Source organism: Ornithinimicrobium ciconiae (assembly GCF_007197575.1).
Lineage (GTDB): Bacteria > Actinomycetota > Actinomycetes > Actinomycetales > Dermatophilaceae > Ornithinicoccus > Ornithinicoccus ciconiae.
The window spans coordinates 2,051,376-2,064,779 of the sequence record NZ_CP041616.1; the positions used below are offsets into that span (position 1 = coordinate 2,051,376).

Annotated in this window: 14 protein-coding genes; 13 read left to right on the forward strand and 1 reads right to left on the reverse strand. The window is 69.3% G+C overall.

Translation table 11 applies throughout. From position 1 onward, the window contains the following. The first annotated feature begins 7 nt into the window (after positions 1-7). The 9 genes from FNH13_RS09315 to FNH13_RS09355 all read left to right on the forward strand — a co-directional run bounded on the left by FNH13_RS09315 (position 8) and on the right by FNH13_RS09355 (position 6,412). Complete coding sequence (locus tag FNH13_RS09315) at positions 8-1,039, forward strand: Gfo/Idh/MocA family protein (protein WP_202878960.1); 1,032 nt, start codon at positions 8-10, stop codon at positions 1,037-1,039. Further along, complete coding sequence (locus tag FNH13_RS09320) at positions 1,036-2,226, forward strand: glycosyltransferase (RefSeq protein ID WP_143783192.1); 1,191 nt, start codon at positions 1,036-1,038, stop codon at positions 2,224-2,226. The genes FNH13_RS09315 and FNH13_RS09320 overlap by 4 nt, the downstream gene beginning before the upstream one ends. Positions 2,227-2,268: 42 nt before the next feature. Further along, positions 2,269-3,111, forward strand: a complete 843-nt coding sequence (locus FNH13_RS09325; protein WP_143783193.1) for a zinc metalloprotease — start codon at positions 2,269-2,271, stop codon at positions 3,109-3,111. Then, on the forward strand, positions 3,108-3,887 hold the full coding sequence (locus tag FNH13_RS09330; RefSeq protein ID WP_143783194.1) for a methyltransferase domain-containing protein: 780 nt from the start codon (positions 3,108-3,110) through the stop codon (positions 3,885-3,887). Before FNH13_RS09325 ends, FNH13_RS09330 begins: the two co-directional genes overlap by 4 nt. Positions 3,888-3,920: 33 nt before the next feature. Continuing rightward, positions 3,921-4,610 (forward strand): DnaJ family domain-containing protein, encoded by a 690-nt coding sequence (locus FNH13_RS09335; protein WP_202878738.1) that lies wholly within the window; start codon positions 3,921-3,923, stop codon positions 4,608-4,610. Between the two features lie 47 nt (positions 4,611-4,657). Further along, positions 4,658-4,888 (forward strand): hypothetical protein, encoded by a 231-nt coding sequence (locus FNH13_RS09340; protein WP_143783195.1) that lies wholly within the window; start codon positions 4,658-4,660, stop codon positions 4,886-4,888. Further along, positions 4,881-5,321: a TA system VapC family ribonuclease toxin gene (locus FNH13_RS09345; RefSeq protein WP_165700071.1), complete on the forward strand. Its 441-nt coding sequence runs from the start codon at positions 4,881-4,883 to the stop codon at positions 5,319-5,321. The genes FNH13_RS09340 and FNH13_RS09345 overlap by 8 nt, the downstream gene beginning before the upstream one ends. Positions 5,322-5,395: 74 nt before the next feature. Further along, positions 5,396-6,100, forward strand: coding sequence for a hypothetical protein (locus FNH13_RS09350; RefSeq protein ID WP_143783197.1), 705 nt, complete (start codon positions 5,396-5,398; stop codon positions 6,098-6,100). 3 nt (positions 6,101-6,103) lie between these two features. After that, the gene (locus FNH13_RS09355; protein ID WP_143783198.1) at positions 6,104-6,412 is read left to right on the forward strand and encodes a hypothetical protein; all 309 of its coding nucleotides are present in this window, start codon (positions 6,104-6,106) and stop codon (positions 6,410-6,412) included. 102 nt (positions 6,413-6,514) lie between these two features. Here the strand turns inward: FNH13_RS09355 and FNH13_RS09360 are convergent, their stop codons facing one another. After that, positions 6,515-7,723: a hypothetical protein gene (locus FNH13_RS09360; protein WP_143783199.1), complete on the reverse strand. Its 1,209-nt coding sequence runs from the start codon at positions 7,721-7,723 to the stop codon at positions 6,515-6,517. 36 nt (positions 7,724-7,759) lie between these two features. On the opposite strand from FNH13_RS09360, the gene FNH13_RS09365 reads away from it, so the two are divergent. Genes FNH13_RS09365 through FNH13_RS09380 form a run of 4 tightly spaced genes read left to right on the forward strand, consistent with a single transcriptional unit; the run spans position 7,760 to position 13,399 of the window. Next, positions 7,760-8,935 (forward strand): glycosyltransferase family 4 protein, encoded by a 1,176-nt coding sequence (locus tag FNH13_RS09365; protein WP_143783200.1) that lies wholly within the window; start codon positions 7,760-7,762, stop codon positions 8,933-8,935. A 3-nt stretch (positions 8,936-8,938) separates the two neighbouring features. Beyond that, positions 8,939-10,756 (forward strand): ABC transporter ATP-binding protein, encoded by a 1,818-nt coding sequence (locus FNH13_RS09370; RefSeq protein ID WP_143783201.1) that lies wholly within the window; start codon positions 8,939-8,941, stop codon positions 10,754-10,756. Further along, a complete protein-coding gene (locus FNH13_RS09375; RefSeq protein ID WP_143783202.1) occupies positions 10,753-12,261 on the forward strand; it encodes a glycosyltransferase in 1,509 nt (502 codons plus the stop codon). Before FNH13_RS09370 ends, FNH13_RS09375 begins: the two co-directional genes overlap by 4 nt. Then, positions 12,251-13,399 carry a glycosyltransferase family 4 protein gene (locus FNH13_RS09380; RefSeq protein ID WP_143783203.1) on the forward strand — a complete coding sequence of 383 codons (1,149 nt, stop codon included), beginning with the start codon at positions 12,251-12,253 and terminating at the stop codon, positions 13,397-13,399. The genes FNH13_RS09375 and FNH13_RS09380 overlap by 11 nt, the downstream gene beginning before the upstream one ends. Positions 13,400-13,404: the final 5 nt, after the last annotated feature.

The following is a 13,404-nucleotide window of genomic DNA, read 5'->3' on the forward strand; positions in this document are numbered from 1 at the left end:
CGGTGCCATGAGTGGTGCGGACGTGACGGGTCAGGGTCCGGCGATCCCGGAGGGCCAGCCGATCCGGATGGGTCTGATCGGGCTGGGGGCGATGGGCCGCCACCATGCCCGGGTGATCCGTGAGGTCGAGGGCATGGAGCTGGTCGCCGTCGCCGACGCGAACGGCGACAAGCACGGTGTGGCCCGCGAGCTGAAGGTGCTGCCGGACGTCCAGTCCCTCATCGGGGCCGGGATCGACGCGGCGATGGTGGCGGTGCCGACCTATCTGCACGAGCAGGTCGGACTCGCTCTGGCTGCGGCCGGGGTGCACGCCATGATCGAGAAGCCGATCGCCGCGACCGTCGAGGAGGGGGAGCGCGTCGCCGCGGCCTTCGCGGACGCCAGCCTGGTGGGCTGTGTGGGCTTCGTGGAGCGGTGCAACCCGGCCCTGCTGGAGATGCGTCGCCGCATCGAGGCGGGGGAGCTGGGCGAGGTCTATCAGATCACCACCTCGCGGCAGGGTCCGTTCCCGGCGCGCATCGCCGACGTCGGCGTGGTCAAGGACCTGGCCACCCACGATGTGGACCTGACTTCCTGGATCGCCCAGTCGCCCTATGCGACGGTCAGTGCCCAGGTGACCCACCGCTCGGGCCGTGAGCACGAGGACATGGTGGTGGCCGCCGGGCGCCTGGCCAACGGCATCATCGTCAACCACGTCGTCAACTGGCTCTCCCCGCTGAAGGTGCGCGAGACCGTCGCGACAGGTGAGAAGGGCTCCTTCATCGCCAACACGCTCTCGGGCGACCTGACCTTCGTGGCCAACGGCGACGTCCGCTCGGACTGGGATCGGGTCACCGTCTTCCGGGGAGTCTCCGAGGGCGACTCGATCCGCTATGCCATCGCCAAGCGCGAGCCGCTGCGCGTGGAGCAGGAGAACTTCCGGGACCGCCTGTGGGGCAGGGAGTCTGAGGCGGTGAGTATGTCGGAGGGCGTGCACGCGCTCCGGGTCGTCGAGGCGATGCTCGAGTCCGCGAACTCAGGCACCACCGTCGCACTGTGAGCGACCCCCGGGGGCCTCGCGTCGCGCTCGTCTCACGGATCTTCGCCCCCGAGGCTGCCGCCGCGACCTTCCGACTGGCCGCGCTGGTGCGCGGGCTCGTCGCGCGCGGGGCCGAGGTCGAGGTCCTCACCGCGAGGGCTCCAGCCGGACTGCAGACCCCGGAGGAGGACCGCCTGCCCGGGGTGCGCGTGCGCCGCGCGCCGGTGCTGCGTGACGCCACCGGCTACGTGCGCGGCTACCTGCCCTACCTGTCCTTTGACCTGCCCGCTGCGGCGCGGCTGCTGCTCACCCCGCGTCCTGACGTGGTGGTCGTGGAGCCGCCCCCGACGACCGGTGCCGTCGTGCGGGTCGTGACGGGGCTGCGCTCCCTGGTCGGTGGGCGGATCCCTTACGTCTACTACGCCGCGGACGTGTGGTCGGACGCCTCGGAGTCCGTCGGGGCCCCCGGTGTGGTGGTCTCTGTGCTGCGTGCGCTGGAGAAGTTTGCGCTGCGCGGAGCCCGCGACGTCGTTGCCGTCTCCCAGGGGGTGGCGGAGCGGGTGCGTGAGCTGGGGGCCGATCCGGTCACCGTGGTGCGCAACGGGATCGACACCGAGGTCTTCACCCCGCACGGGCCGTCGCCGGCGGACGCCCCCACGGGACCGTTCCTGGTGTATGCCGGCACCGCCTCGGAGTGGCAGGGCGCCGAGGTCTTCGCCGAGGCGATGCGCCTGGTGCTCGCCCAGGTGCCCGGAGCCCGCCTGGTGATGCTCGGCCAGGGCAGCTCCTGGCCGGCGCTGACGCGGCTCGCTGGCACGGTGCCGCCAGGCACTATCGAGCTGCGGCCTCTGGTGCCACCGGAGGAGGCCGCGGCGTGGCAGCGTGCCGCAGCCGGGGCACTGGTGTCGATCAAGCCCGGGCTGGGCTATGACTTCGCCTATCCCACCAAGGTGCTCGCAGCGCTGGCCTGCGGCACGCCCGTGGTCTATGCGGGACCGGGCCCGGCCCGCGCCGACCTGAGCGAGCACGACCTCGGCGAGGCCGTCGACTATGACGTGCCCGCCGTCGCGGACGCCATGGTCCGCGCCCTGCTCGCACAGCCCACCGGCGCCGAGCGGGAGCGGCTGGCCGGGTGGGTCGTGGAGCACCGCTCCCTCGCCCGCACCGGGGCGGAGGCTGCCCAGGTGGTGCTGCGCCTCGCCGACTGAGGCGACCCGACCGCTGTCAGGAGCGAGCGGCATACTGCAGGCATGTTCGGGGCCAGGCGTCGCAGGCAGCGTGAGATGGAGCGTCGCCTGCGTGAGCTGGACTGGCTCGACCAGAACTATGGGCTGGGTTATCTGCCACCGGTGCCGCCTCCGCCACCGCGCAAGGACCCGTCCCGTCTGGCGGGCGCCATCGCACTGGTCATCGTGGCCGGCGTGACCACGTCGGCCGTCTTCGCGATGCAGCCGGGCATCTTTCCCGACCGGGTCCACGAGCTGCTCGGCACCTCCCCCGAGCGGCTCCTGCCGGCCCGGGACATCCCGAGCGGGCCCGGCGAGTTCAGCTTCATGGCCACGCAGCCGGAGAGCGACGATCCGGTGGGCTACGACCCGTGCCAGGTCATCGAGGTCGCCCTGAACGTCGAGGGCGCTCCGGAGGACGCGCAGCACCTCGTCGAGACGGCGATCGACAACACCAGCCAGGCCACCGGTCTGCGGTTTGAGTTCATCGGCACCACCGAGGACCGCGACTTCGAAAACATGGGCATGGACGACCCGGTGCTGGTCATGTGGTCCGACGAGGACGAGGCTCCGGACCTCGCTGAGGAGATCGCGGGTGTCGGCGGGAGCTATCGGGTGTCCCCGTTCGGCGGCGGCAAGCAGCGCTATGTCACCGGTTTTGTCATCCTGGACCGCGACGCCTACGACGACATGCGGTCCGGGGCGATGCGACAGGCCATCGTGGACCACGAGTTCGGGCACCTGGTCGGGCTGGGGCATGTCGACGACCCGCGCCAGCTGATGCATGAGCGTGGGGGATTCGTCACCGCGTATGGCGATGGGGACCTTGCCGGACTGGCCCAGTTGGGAGCGATTGACTGTCGATGAGTGCTGTCTGGGACCCGGGGCTCTATCTGCGCTATGCCGACGAGCGGGGCCGACCCTTCACTGACCTCGTCTCGCGCATCACCGGTGACGCCGACACGGTCGTCGACCTCGGGTGCGGGCCCGGGCAACTCACCCCTGTGCTGCGGGCGCGGTGGCCCGAGGCCCAGATCACCGGACTGGACTTCTCGGCGGAGATGATCGCCCAGGCACAGGAGCACAACAGCGACCCTCGTGCGACGTATGCCGTGGCGGACGCCGTGACCTGGCACCCCGACGGGCTGGTGGACGTGCTGGTGTCCAACGCGATGCTCCAGTGGATTCCGGACCACGCGGACCTGCTGCAGCCCTGGACCGAGCACATCGCTCCTGGCGGCACCCTCGCCTTCCAGGTCCCCGGCAACTTCGACGCCCCCAGCCACCAACTCCTGTGGGAGATCGCTGCGCGGCCGGCCTACGCGTCCTTCACGGCCGAGCTGGGCCCGAGAGCCGCGACCCGTGACCCTGCGGACTACCTGGGCCTGCTGAGCCGGCCAGGGTGGAGCGTCGACGCGTGGGAGACCACCTATCTGCACGTGCTGGCAGGCGACGACCCCGTCTTTGAGTGGATCTCTGGCACCGGCGCGCGACCGGTGCTGCAGGCCCTGCCCGCCGACGTGCGGTCACTGTTCGAGAGGGACTACAAGGCAGCCCTGCGGGCGGCCTATCCGCGACGGGACCACGGGACCGTGCTGCCCTTCCGCCGGATCTTCGTGGTGGCGCACAGGAGTGGTTTGTAAACTAGGCACTCCCACGGAGGGAGGGCGGAGCTGATGAGCACACCGACCGGAGCAGGCCCCGAACGGGAGACTGGGCATGTCGGGCGGGAGTCGGACGAGAGTCCGGTCACCGAGCAGGTCCAGCGTGTCCGGGAGGCGGAGCGGCGAGGTCAGGCGGGGGAGGCGCGGCCTCGGATGAATGTCCAGCAGATCCACTCGTGGGTCGACCTTGAGATCCAGCAGGCGCTGCGGCGCGGTGAGTTCGACAACCTGCCGGGCGCGGGGCAGCCGCTGAAAAACCTGGACCAGAACGACCCTGACTGGTGGCTCAAGGGACTCATTGAGCGGGAGAAGCTCGACCTGAGTGCGGCCCTGCCGACCGTCATGGCGCTGCGGCAGGAGCGCCGGAGCTTCCCAGAGTCGCTGGCCCGGATCTCCGATGAGGTGGCGGTGCGTGAGCGGCTGGCCGACTACAACGCCCGGGTCCTCGAGGATCGGCGCAAGCCAGTCGTCGGCCCCAACTCGCCCGCCGTCGCCGGACGGGTCGACGTGGACGAGATGGTGGCGCAGTGGCGCGAGCTGCGGGCGGATCGTGAGCGACGGATCTCCGAGATGGTGGAGCCTGCCGTCGACCCCGAGCGGGCCGCGGAGGACACCCGCACACGGTGGTCCCCGGGTGGTGTCATGGCTGGCGTCGCCGTGGTGCTGCTCCTCATGGCGCTGCTCTTGTGGGTCCTGCTCTGAACTGCGGAACACCTGATGCGTGATGTCTGATGCGTTAGAATGACGGCATGCGCACCACTGTTGACATTGATGACCGAGTCCTGGCAGTTGCCCGGAGTCGGGCCCGCACGCACCGGATCACCCTGGGCCGGGCCATCTCAGAGTTGGCGCTGAAGGGTTACGAGGCGCAGGAGGCCGAAGTGGCGCTCGGTGGCGACGACTTCCCGATGCTTCCTGAGGTCGATGGCCACGTCATCACCGACGACATGGTCGAGCGGGCACTGGCGGACGATGCCTGACCAGCCGGGCGAGCTGTTCGAACTGCCGGATGTCAACGTCCTGGTGGCGCTGACGAACCCGTCCCACCAGCACCACGGCGCCGCCCACAGCTGGCTCTCACGGGTCGAGCGGTTCGCCACTACCCCCATCACTGAGAGTGGCCTGGTCAGGCTCCTGCTGAACCGCTCGGTGACCGGGCAGGAAGTCACCGGACGACAGGCTGTTGACCTCCTGCACAGACTGCGTGCCCATCAGCGAACGACCTTCCTCCCGGACGACTCGACCCTGGCTTCGGCCGTCATCGACCTCGCGGGACTCGGGGGTCACACACAGACAACTGACTTCCACCTGGTCAACCTCGCAGCCGCCCACGGTGGCGTGCTGACCACCTTCGACGGTCGACTTCCGAAGCAGCTCACCGGGCAGGACCAGCGCCACGTCCGCGTCCTCTAAGCGGGCCACTGGTCTACCCCGACGACGCTTCCTGGCGGGCGCAGCTCACCAGTGACGAGATGTAGGTTGGTCGAGTGGACGCACGGTGGACCGGAACCATCGCACTCGGCGTGCTGCTGCTGGCAGCATGCACCTCCGCCCCGGGTGGCGCCGGGAATCCGGACCCCACCACGGACGCTCCTGTCGTCGGTGAGGCTCCCGGAGGTGCTGCCTCTGGCGATCCGGTCGGGATGGATCCCGAGTCGGCCGCGGAGCGGGCCGAACACCTGGGCATCGAGGACCTGCCCGACGTCGAGCCCATCCGCAACATCGCCCCCGACGGTTCCGGCCTGCGGGTGCTGGCCGAGTGCATGGCCGATAAGGGCTACGACTACACCATGGATCCGAGCGGCGAGGCGGTCAACATCGACCTGCAGGGCTTCAGCGAGGAGCAGCACAATCTAGACACCTACATCTGCGAAATGCAGTACCCGGTCGAGACGCGGTTCCGGGGCGAGAACGGTGAGCGCGAGTGGCGGCTCATCTATGACCACTTCGCCGAGGAGTACATCCCGTGTGTGCGCGAGCAGGGCTATGTCGTGCAGCCCGTGCCGACCGTCGAGTCCTATCTTGAGGGGATCCGGGCCGGCCGGGTGCCACACACACCGGTCACCGAGGTGTGGGACCAGGTGCAGGTCGATGTTGACGCGGGACGGTATGGCTCGGTGGACGAGTTCCACCGCACCCTCTGCCGGGACACCGTGGATCTGGACGTGTTGTTCCCGGCCGGAGAGAGGTGACGCGTGGTTGCCAACCGGACGGTGGTCGCGGCATACGCGGTCCTGGTGGCCGCCCTCGCGGCGTGCACTTCGGAGCCTCCGGATGAGGCCGCCGGGGTCTCGGCGACCGGCGTCTCGCACGAGCAGCAGATGCGGGAGATGGCCGAGGAGTTCGGCGTCACCGACCCGCCGGAGGTCGAGGTGGTCCGCGAGGTCTCGCCCGACGAGAGCGTCATCGTCGTCGCAGCCTGCATGGAAGACGCCGGATGGCACTCGGAGGTCGTCGACGGCGCTGCCGGGTATGACTACCGGGCCGAGCCCGCAGCTCGCTGACCGAGTTGCTCCGGCAGTGGCAGCACGCGGCACTGGTGACGGAGTGACGGTCCGCGAAACCTTTATCAAAATTCGGGTTGGACCGACGAAACCACTACGAAATTAGGGGGCGGTGAGCCAGTCGCTGAGCACCGAGGCTGCGCGGGTGCCGTCGTGGTTGCGGCGCGCCCAGGCCGGACCCTGTGCGGCCAGCGAGGAGTATGCCGTGCGGTCGCGGATGACCTCTCGCAGCACCTCCTCGAGGGTGGCGGGGTCGGCCTCGACCACGGGTGGGGCAAGGCTCTCGTCGTCGAGACGGGTCATCAGCTCACGCACGTGGGGCAGCAGGTGGGCGATCACCAGCCGACCCGCCGCCGTCGCCTCGGCGGTCAGGGTCGCGGGGTTGCCGAGCACGATCTGGTCGATCACGACGTCGGCATCCTGCAGGAAGGTCGGCATCTCGTCGTTGGGCACCCCCTGGAGCCTGCGATAGGTCACCAACCCCTCGCCCTCGAGTCGGTGCAGCACCTGCTCGACCGCGTCGGTGCCCTTCAGCCGTGGGTTGGTGGGCGCGTGCAGCACCACGGGTCGGTCCCGCTCGAGGACCCGGACAGCGGGCCCGCCGGCCGGGACGGCGAACCGGTCGACGTCGACGACGATCGGCAACATGGTCGCGCCCGGCACGAAGTCCAGCATGTCGGGTGTCGGCACGAAGACCGGCCCGTCAAAGTCCGCCACGATGGCCCGGGTGTGCTCCACCGTGGCCTGCATCCGCTCCCACCGCTCGTCCCACTCGCCATGGAACGGAGAGTGGGGATAGGTCTCCGCGTGCCGACGCAGGTCGCGCATCTCGGATCCGTGGATCAACAGCCCGACATCGACTCCGGCAGCACGCAGCCGGGGGAGGTCCTCGATGATCGTCCGGTCGAGAGGCTGGTCGAGGACTGCCCGCCCCGACTCGGCCAGCACGTGCGTCAGGGCCAGCACCCGCTCCTGGTAGGGCCGCATGCCCCGCAGCTGGACCTTCCTGCTCAGGAACCAGTCCGTCTCGTAGCCATAGCCGGTGAAGCCCCGAACTCGTCGCTCCACGGTCAGGCTGCGCGCCTCGACTCCTGGCACCTTGTCCGCGGCACGCGCCCAGCGCTGCGCCTGTCCGGCCGTGTTCAGCGGACCGATCAGCAGGCGACGCGAGGTGGGCCCGAATCCACTCAGCTTCCTGGCCTGGCGCTCGGCACTGAGCCGCAGGACCGCCTCACCCGCGGCGTGCACGGGACCCGGGAGTGCCTGATAGGTGCGATACGCCCAACTCGCGGGTCCTCGCAGCGCAGCCACAGACCGAGACTACCTGCCCCACGTAGGATGCGAGCCGTGACTGACACCCGCCCCCGACTGCTCATCCTGTCCTTCTCGCAGCTCTATCGGGACGCGCGGCTGCTCCGTCAGATCAACCTCTTCTCGACGGAGTTTGCCGTCACGACCTGTGGTTATGGCCCCGCTCCCGAGGGCGTCGTGGCGCACCACGAGATCCCATCTCACCTCACGGCTCGGCAGCTGGACCGCAAGCTGTTGGTGGCGCGGCGCTATCAGCAGGCCTACGACCGGCTGCCGATCACCCGCCAGGTCCGGGGCATGCTCGGCAGCAGTGAGTTCGATGTGATCCTGGCCAACGACGTCGACGCCGTTCCCATCGCCGTCGGCCTCCAACCCGTCGGCGGGATTCATGCCGATCTCCACGAGTACGCCACACGCCAGCAGGAGGAGTTCTGGAGGTTCCGGTGGTTCATCGCTCCCTACCTGGCCTTCCTGATCCGCACCTACGTCCGGCAGGCCGACTCCGTCACCACGGTCGGTGCCAAGCTGGCGCAGCAGTATGAGGAGGAGTTTGGGGTCCCGTGCGGGGTCGTGCTGAACGCACCGCACCGGGCGGACCTTCCGGTGGGTCAGGTCGGGGACCCGATCAGACTCGTGCACGCCGGGGGCGCCACTCCCGCTCGGTTGGACACGATGCTGGCCGCGATGGATCTCGTGACCACTGACACCACCCTCGACCTTTTTCTCGTCGACTCCGGGGGTGGGTATGTCGAGCAGGTACGCCAGCGTTACGTGGGACACCCGCGAGTCTCGGTGCATGAGGCCGTGCCGACGAACGAGCTGGTCGCCACGCTGAACGCGTTTGATGTGGGGATCCACATCCTACCGCCGATCTCGTTCAACCACCGTTATGCGATGCCCAACAAGCTCTTTGACTTTGTCCAGGCACGCCTAGGGGTGCTGACCGGCCCCAGCCCCGAGATGGCTGCCCTCGTGCGCGAGCACGACATCGGATTCGTCACCTCCGACTTCACCCCGGAGTCGGTGGCCCAGCAGATCGATGCGCTGACTCCCCAGGTTGTGCAGACCGCCAAGGAACACAGCGACCACGCGGCCCAGTTCCTCTGCGCAGAGGAGCAGGTCGTGGGGTGGGTCGCTCCGGTGAAGGCGCTGGCCGAGCAGGCGGCCACCCGCGGCCAGGTGGCGCACGACACGCCTGACCAGAAGGGCTGACGGATGCTCTCCCTGTTCCGCACCGTGCGGCAACTGTTGGCCGTGCTGCCGGCAGGCACGCGCCGATTCATCATCGTCTTCGCCGTGCTGCAGAGTCTCCTGGCGGTGCTCGACGTGGCAGCGCTCGGTCTGCTTGCGGTCACCCTGGCCCCGATGCTCACGGGCAACGAGATGACCCTGCCCGTGGTGGGGACGCTGAGCGAGCCAGGCGACTTCCGCAACATCCTGATCCTCGTCGGACTTCTGATCATCCTCAAGAGCGTTCTGGCCATCGGCCTGCAGTACTGGGCCACTCGCCGGTTTGCGCGCTTCGAGCAGGTGCTCGGCGCGCGGTTGCTGGAGACCACCTTCAAGGCGCCGTGGATCGAACGGCTGACTCGCAACTCCAATGATCTGGTGCGGGCCACGGACGTCGGCGTGGGCGCCACGGTCGCCGGGGTGCTGATCCCCTTTGCCCAGCTGTCCGGTGAGCTCTTCACGTTCCTGGCGGTGCTGATCGTGCTCGTGGTCGCCGAGCCGCTGCTGGCCACGGCCACGATCATCTACTTCGGCCTGGTGGCCTCCGTGCTCTACGTCTGGGTCCTGCGCAAGGCTGTCAAGGCGGGTCAGGACAACCGGACCTACTCCAACAAGGCGGTGCGCCTGCTCAGCGAGATGGTGCACTCTCTTAAGGAGGTCACCCTCCGCAACAAGTCCTCCGAGGTCGCCGAGGTCGTCCTCTCAGTGCGCAAGCGGGCGTCGGAGGCCAGAGCCAACCAGAGCTTCCTCGGGGCCATCCCGCGATACGTCCTGGAGGCCGGGCTCATCGGTGGGCTCGGCATCGGGGGCGCCATCGGATGGTTCCAGGCGTCTGCAGCCGGGGATGCCAACCCGGTCAATGGTGCGCTGGCCGCAGTCGCGTTGTTCGGTGTCGCGGGCTTCCGCATCGTCCCCTCGCTGACCCGCTTCCAGACCATCATGGGTCAGACGGGCGCCAACCTGCCGTTCGCTCAGGACGTGATCAAGGAGATCGGGCGCGGCCAGCGTTATGTTGCAGCGGAGCAGGCCGCCGGTGACACCAACCTGCCCGAGGGCGTGCACTCGCTGAGGCTGGACCATGTGACGTTTTCCTATCCCGACACCGAGGTGCCCGCAGTGCGGGACGTCAGTCTCGAGCTGCCGTTCGGGCACACCCTGGCGCTGGTCGGCGCCTCGGGGTCCGGCAAGACCACGCTGGTCGACATCATCCTCGGGCTGCTGATCCCGCAGGAAGGGCAGGTGCTGGTGGGGGAGACGCCGCTCCCGCAGGTGCTCCAGGGCTGGCGTCGTCGCGTGGGCTACGTCCCCCAGGACGTCTCCCTCTTCGATGCTTCCGTCGCCCGCAACGTCGCGCTGAGCTGGAAGGACGATCAGGTTGATGAGGACGCGGTCCGTCGTGCCCTGGCCCGGGCCCAACTGCTCGACGTCGTCGAGTCCCGACCCGGCGGCATCCACGGCAAGGTGGGGGAGCGGGGCCTCAACCTCTCCGGCGGTCAGCGACAGCGGCTCGGGGTGGCCCGCGCGCTCTACACCGACCCGCTCGTGCTGGTAATGGACGAGGCCACCTCGGCCCTGGACACCTCCACCGAAGCTGCCGTCACGTCCGCGATCCGTGAACTGGCCGGCGAGGTCAGCGTCATCGTGGTTGCACACCGACTGGCCACCATCCGACACAGCGAGCAGGTCTGCTTCATGCGCGACGGGCGCATGATCGCCAACGGCACCTTCGATGAGGTCGTCGCGGCCGAGCCCGACTTTGCCCAGCAGGCCGCCCTGGCCGGACTCACCGGGAAGAGCTCATGAGCTCACCGAGCACCGACGACACGGGGCCGATCCCGACCGTCCTGCACGTGCCCGCGGACGAGTTGGTCCACCTGCCGTCCGTCTCTGGCCGCCCGCCCCGGGTGGCAGTCCTGGTCTATCGAGACCCCGACACCGACTCACGCGTCCTCAAGACCACTGCAACACTGCGCGATGCCGGCGCGGACGTGCTCATCATCGGGTCCACCCCGCGGGGGTCGGAGCGTCCGCCCGGTCACGCGACCGGCCCGGACGGGCTGCCGATCTATCGTGCTCCGGACCTGGACCTGGTCCGGTCCTTCTCCGCCGCCGCGAGGGTATGGCGCCGCTTGCGTGGGCGGGACCCCAAGACGGGGGCGGTGCTCACCGAGGCGCACCAGCAGGACTCAGGTGCGCAGGAGGCTGCTGCCCCGGCGACCCGCACCCCACCGACAGCCGAGGACCAAGGGGCCCCCCGGCATACGTCAGATGTCGTTGTCCCGCAGTCCTTTCTGACTCGCGCCAAGACCTTAGCGGTCGATGCCTACATGCGGACCTACCAGGCCGGGCGCCTTAGCTACTATTGGCTCGGTGCGGTGCGCGAGACGCGCCGCTTCGCCCCCGACGCCGTGCACGCCAACGACGGCAACACGCTCGCCCCCGCGATGCTGCTCAAGGTCCTCGATGGCGCTCGGATCGTCTATGACTCCCACGAGCTGTGGCTGCGTCGCAACGTGCGCCAGGACCGGTGGTTCGCCCCGGCGGTCGAGGCGCTGACCGAGCGCGTCGGTGTCGCCATGTCCGACGGCATCATCACCGTCTCGCCGTCGATCGTGCGCTGGCTGCAGGACACCTACCGCCTGCGCGCCGCCCCGAGCCTGGTGCGCAACATCCCGCTGCGCGAGGGTGCTCCGCCGGACCCCGCCGACGGGCGGCTGCGCGAGCTCACCGGGCTGAGGCCGGGGGACCGGATCGTCTCCTATGTCGGTGGCATCACCAGCGGGCGCGGCCTTGAGGAGACGGTCGAGGCGCTGACCCTGCTGCCGGACCACGTGCACCTGGTGCTGCTCGGGTTCGGCAGCGCGGAGTATGTCGACGGGCTGGTCGCGCTCGCCGCGGAGCGAGGTGTGGGGGAGAGGATGCACCTCGCGGGACAAGTTCCTGGGCCGCAGGTGCCGCAGACCCTGGCGGACGCGGACGTGGCTGTCGTGTTCGTGCGGCCGATCGTGCTGTCCTATCTCTACTCACTGCCCAACAAGCTGTTCGAGTCGATCCACGCCGGGCTGCCGATCGTGGCCGCGGACCTGCCCGACACTGCTGCCGTCGTGCGCGAGCACGGGGTGGGCGAGGTCTTCGACGCGCGGACCCCGGCCGAGCTGGCTGAGGCGATCAGTGACGTCCTCGCCGACCCGGCAGCGTTCCGGGCGGCATCGCGACGGGCCGCCGAGCGCCTCGACTGGCGCTTCGAGGCCCATGAGCTGACCGACCTCTATGCCCGAGTCCTGCGAGGAGCCCGCCGTGGCCGGTGACCGCCCGAGCCTGCTGATCATGTCGTTCAGCCCGCTCGTCTCGGACGCACGTGTGCTGCGGCAGATCCGGCTCTTCCAGCATGAGGGGCATGCGGTCACGACCCTTGGCTATGGGCCGGCACCCGATGGTGTGGTCGAGCATCTCCAGCTCCCGGACGAGGCCATCAGCTGGCATAAGGACCGCCGGTTGCTGATCCTGCGCCGGTTCGAGGCGGCATACCGCACCTCTCCCGTCGTGGTCGCGGCGACTGCCTTGCTGGGGGGACGACGGGGACGCTACGACGTGGTGCTGGCCGACGACATCGACACGCTCCCGCTGGCTCTGGACCTGGCTCCGCGCGGTGGCGTCCACGTCGACCTGCACGAGTATCACCCGCGGCAGAACGAGGAGCTGCGTCGCTGGGCGCTGTTCGTCGCGCCCTACTACCGGTGGCTGGTGCGGACCTATGGAGTGCAGTCGGATTCGGCGACGACGGTCGGGCAGGGGATCGCGCGGGAGTACGAGCGTGAGTTCGGCCTGGCCTGCGGGGTCGTCATGAATGCGCCCTATCGACGTGACGACCTGTCACCGACGCCGGTCTCCTGGCCCCCGCGGCTGGTCCACGCCGGCAACGGTGTGGCCGCCCGGCTCGAGGTGATGCTCGAGGCGATGTCGCAGGTGACCAACGGTGCGACGCTCGACCTCTATCTGATCGACCAGGGCAACGGCTATGTGCCGGTGCTGCGGGAGCGATTCGCCGACAGCGACCGGGTGAGGATCCACGATCCGGTCCCGACCGCCGAGATCGTCTCGACGCTGAACTCCTATGACGCCGGCGTCTATTCGCTGCCCCCGATCTCGTTCAACTTCAGATGGGCGATGCCCAACAAGTTCTTCGACTTCGTGCAGGCCCGGCTCGCGCTGGTGATCGGCCCGAGCCCGGAGATGGCGGGCCTTGTGGAGAAGCACCAGCTGGGGGTTGTCGCCCAGGACTTCACGCCCGAGGCCTTCGCGGCAGCGATCAATGCGCTGACGCCGGAGACTCTGGCGGCTGCCAAGGCGGCGAGCCACGAGGCGGCGCGGGTCCTCTGCGCCGAGGAGCAGGTGCACCGCTGGACCGAGCCGGTGGCCGCGCTGGCCGCACGCGCTCAGCGCTAATCCAC

Excerpts from the sequence above, each read along its gene's own strand:
- FNH13_RS09375 (WP_143783202.1), top strand. The coding sequence starts at position 10,753 with ATGAGCTCACCGAGCACCGACGACACGGGGCCGATCCCGACCGTCCTG.
- FNH13_RS09335 (WP_202878738.1), top strand. The coding sequence starts at position 3,921 with ATGAGCACACCGACCGGAGCAGGCCCCGAACGGGAGACTGGGCATGTC.
- FNH13_RS09330 (WP_143783194.1), top strand. The coding sequence starts at position 3,108 with ATGAGTGCTGTCTGGGACCCGGGGCTCTATCTGCGCTATGCCGACGAG.
- FNH13_RS09340 (WP_143783195.1), top strand. The coding sequence starts at position 4,658 with ATGCGCACCACTGTTGACATTGATGACCGAGTCCTGGCAGTTGCCCGG.
- FNH13_RS09345 (WP_165700071.1), top strand. The coding sequence starts at position 4,881 with ATGCCTGACCAGCCGGGCGAGCTGTTCGAACTGCCGGATGTCAACGTC.
- FNH13_RS09325 (WP_143783193.1), top strand. The coding sequence starts at position 2,269 with ATGTTCGGGGCCAGGCGTCGCAGGCAGCGTGAGATGGAGCGTCGCCTG.
- FNH13_RS09315 (WP_202878960.1), top strand. The coding sequence starts at position 8 with ATGAGTGGTGCGGACGTGACGGGTCAGGGTCCGGCGATCCCGGAGGGC.
- FNH13_RS09370 (WP_143783201.1), top strand. The coding sequence starts at position 8,939 with ATGCTCTCCCTGTTCCGCACCGTGCGGCAACTGTTGGCCGTGCTGCCG.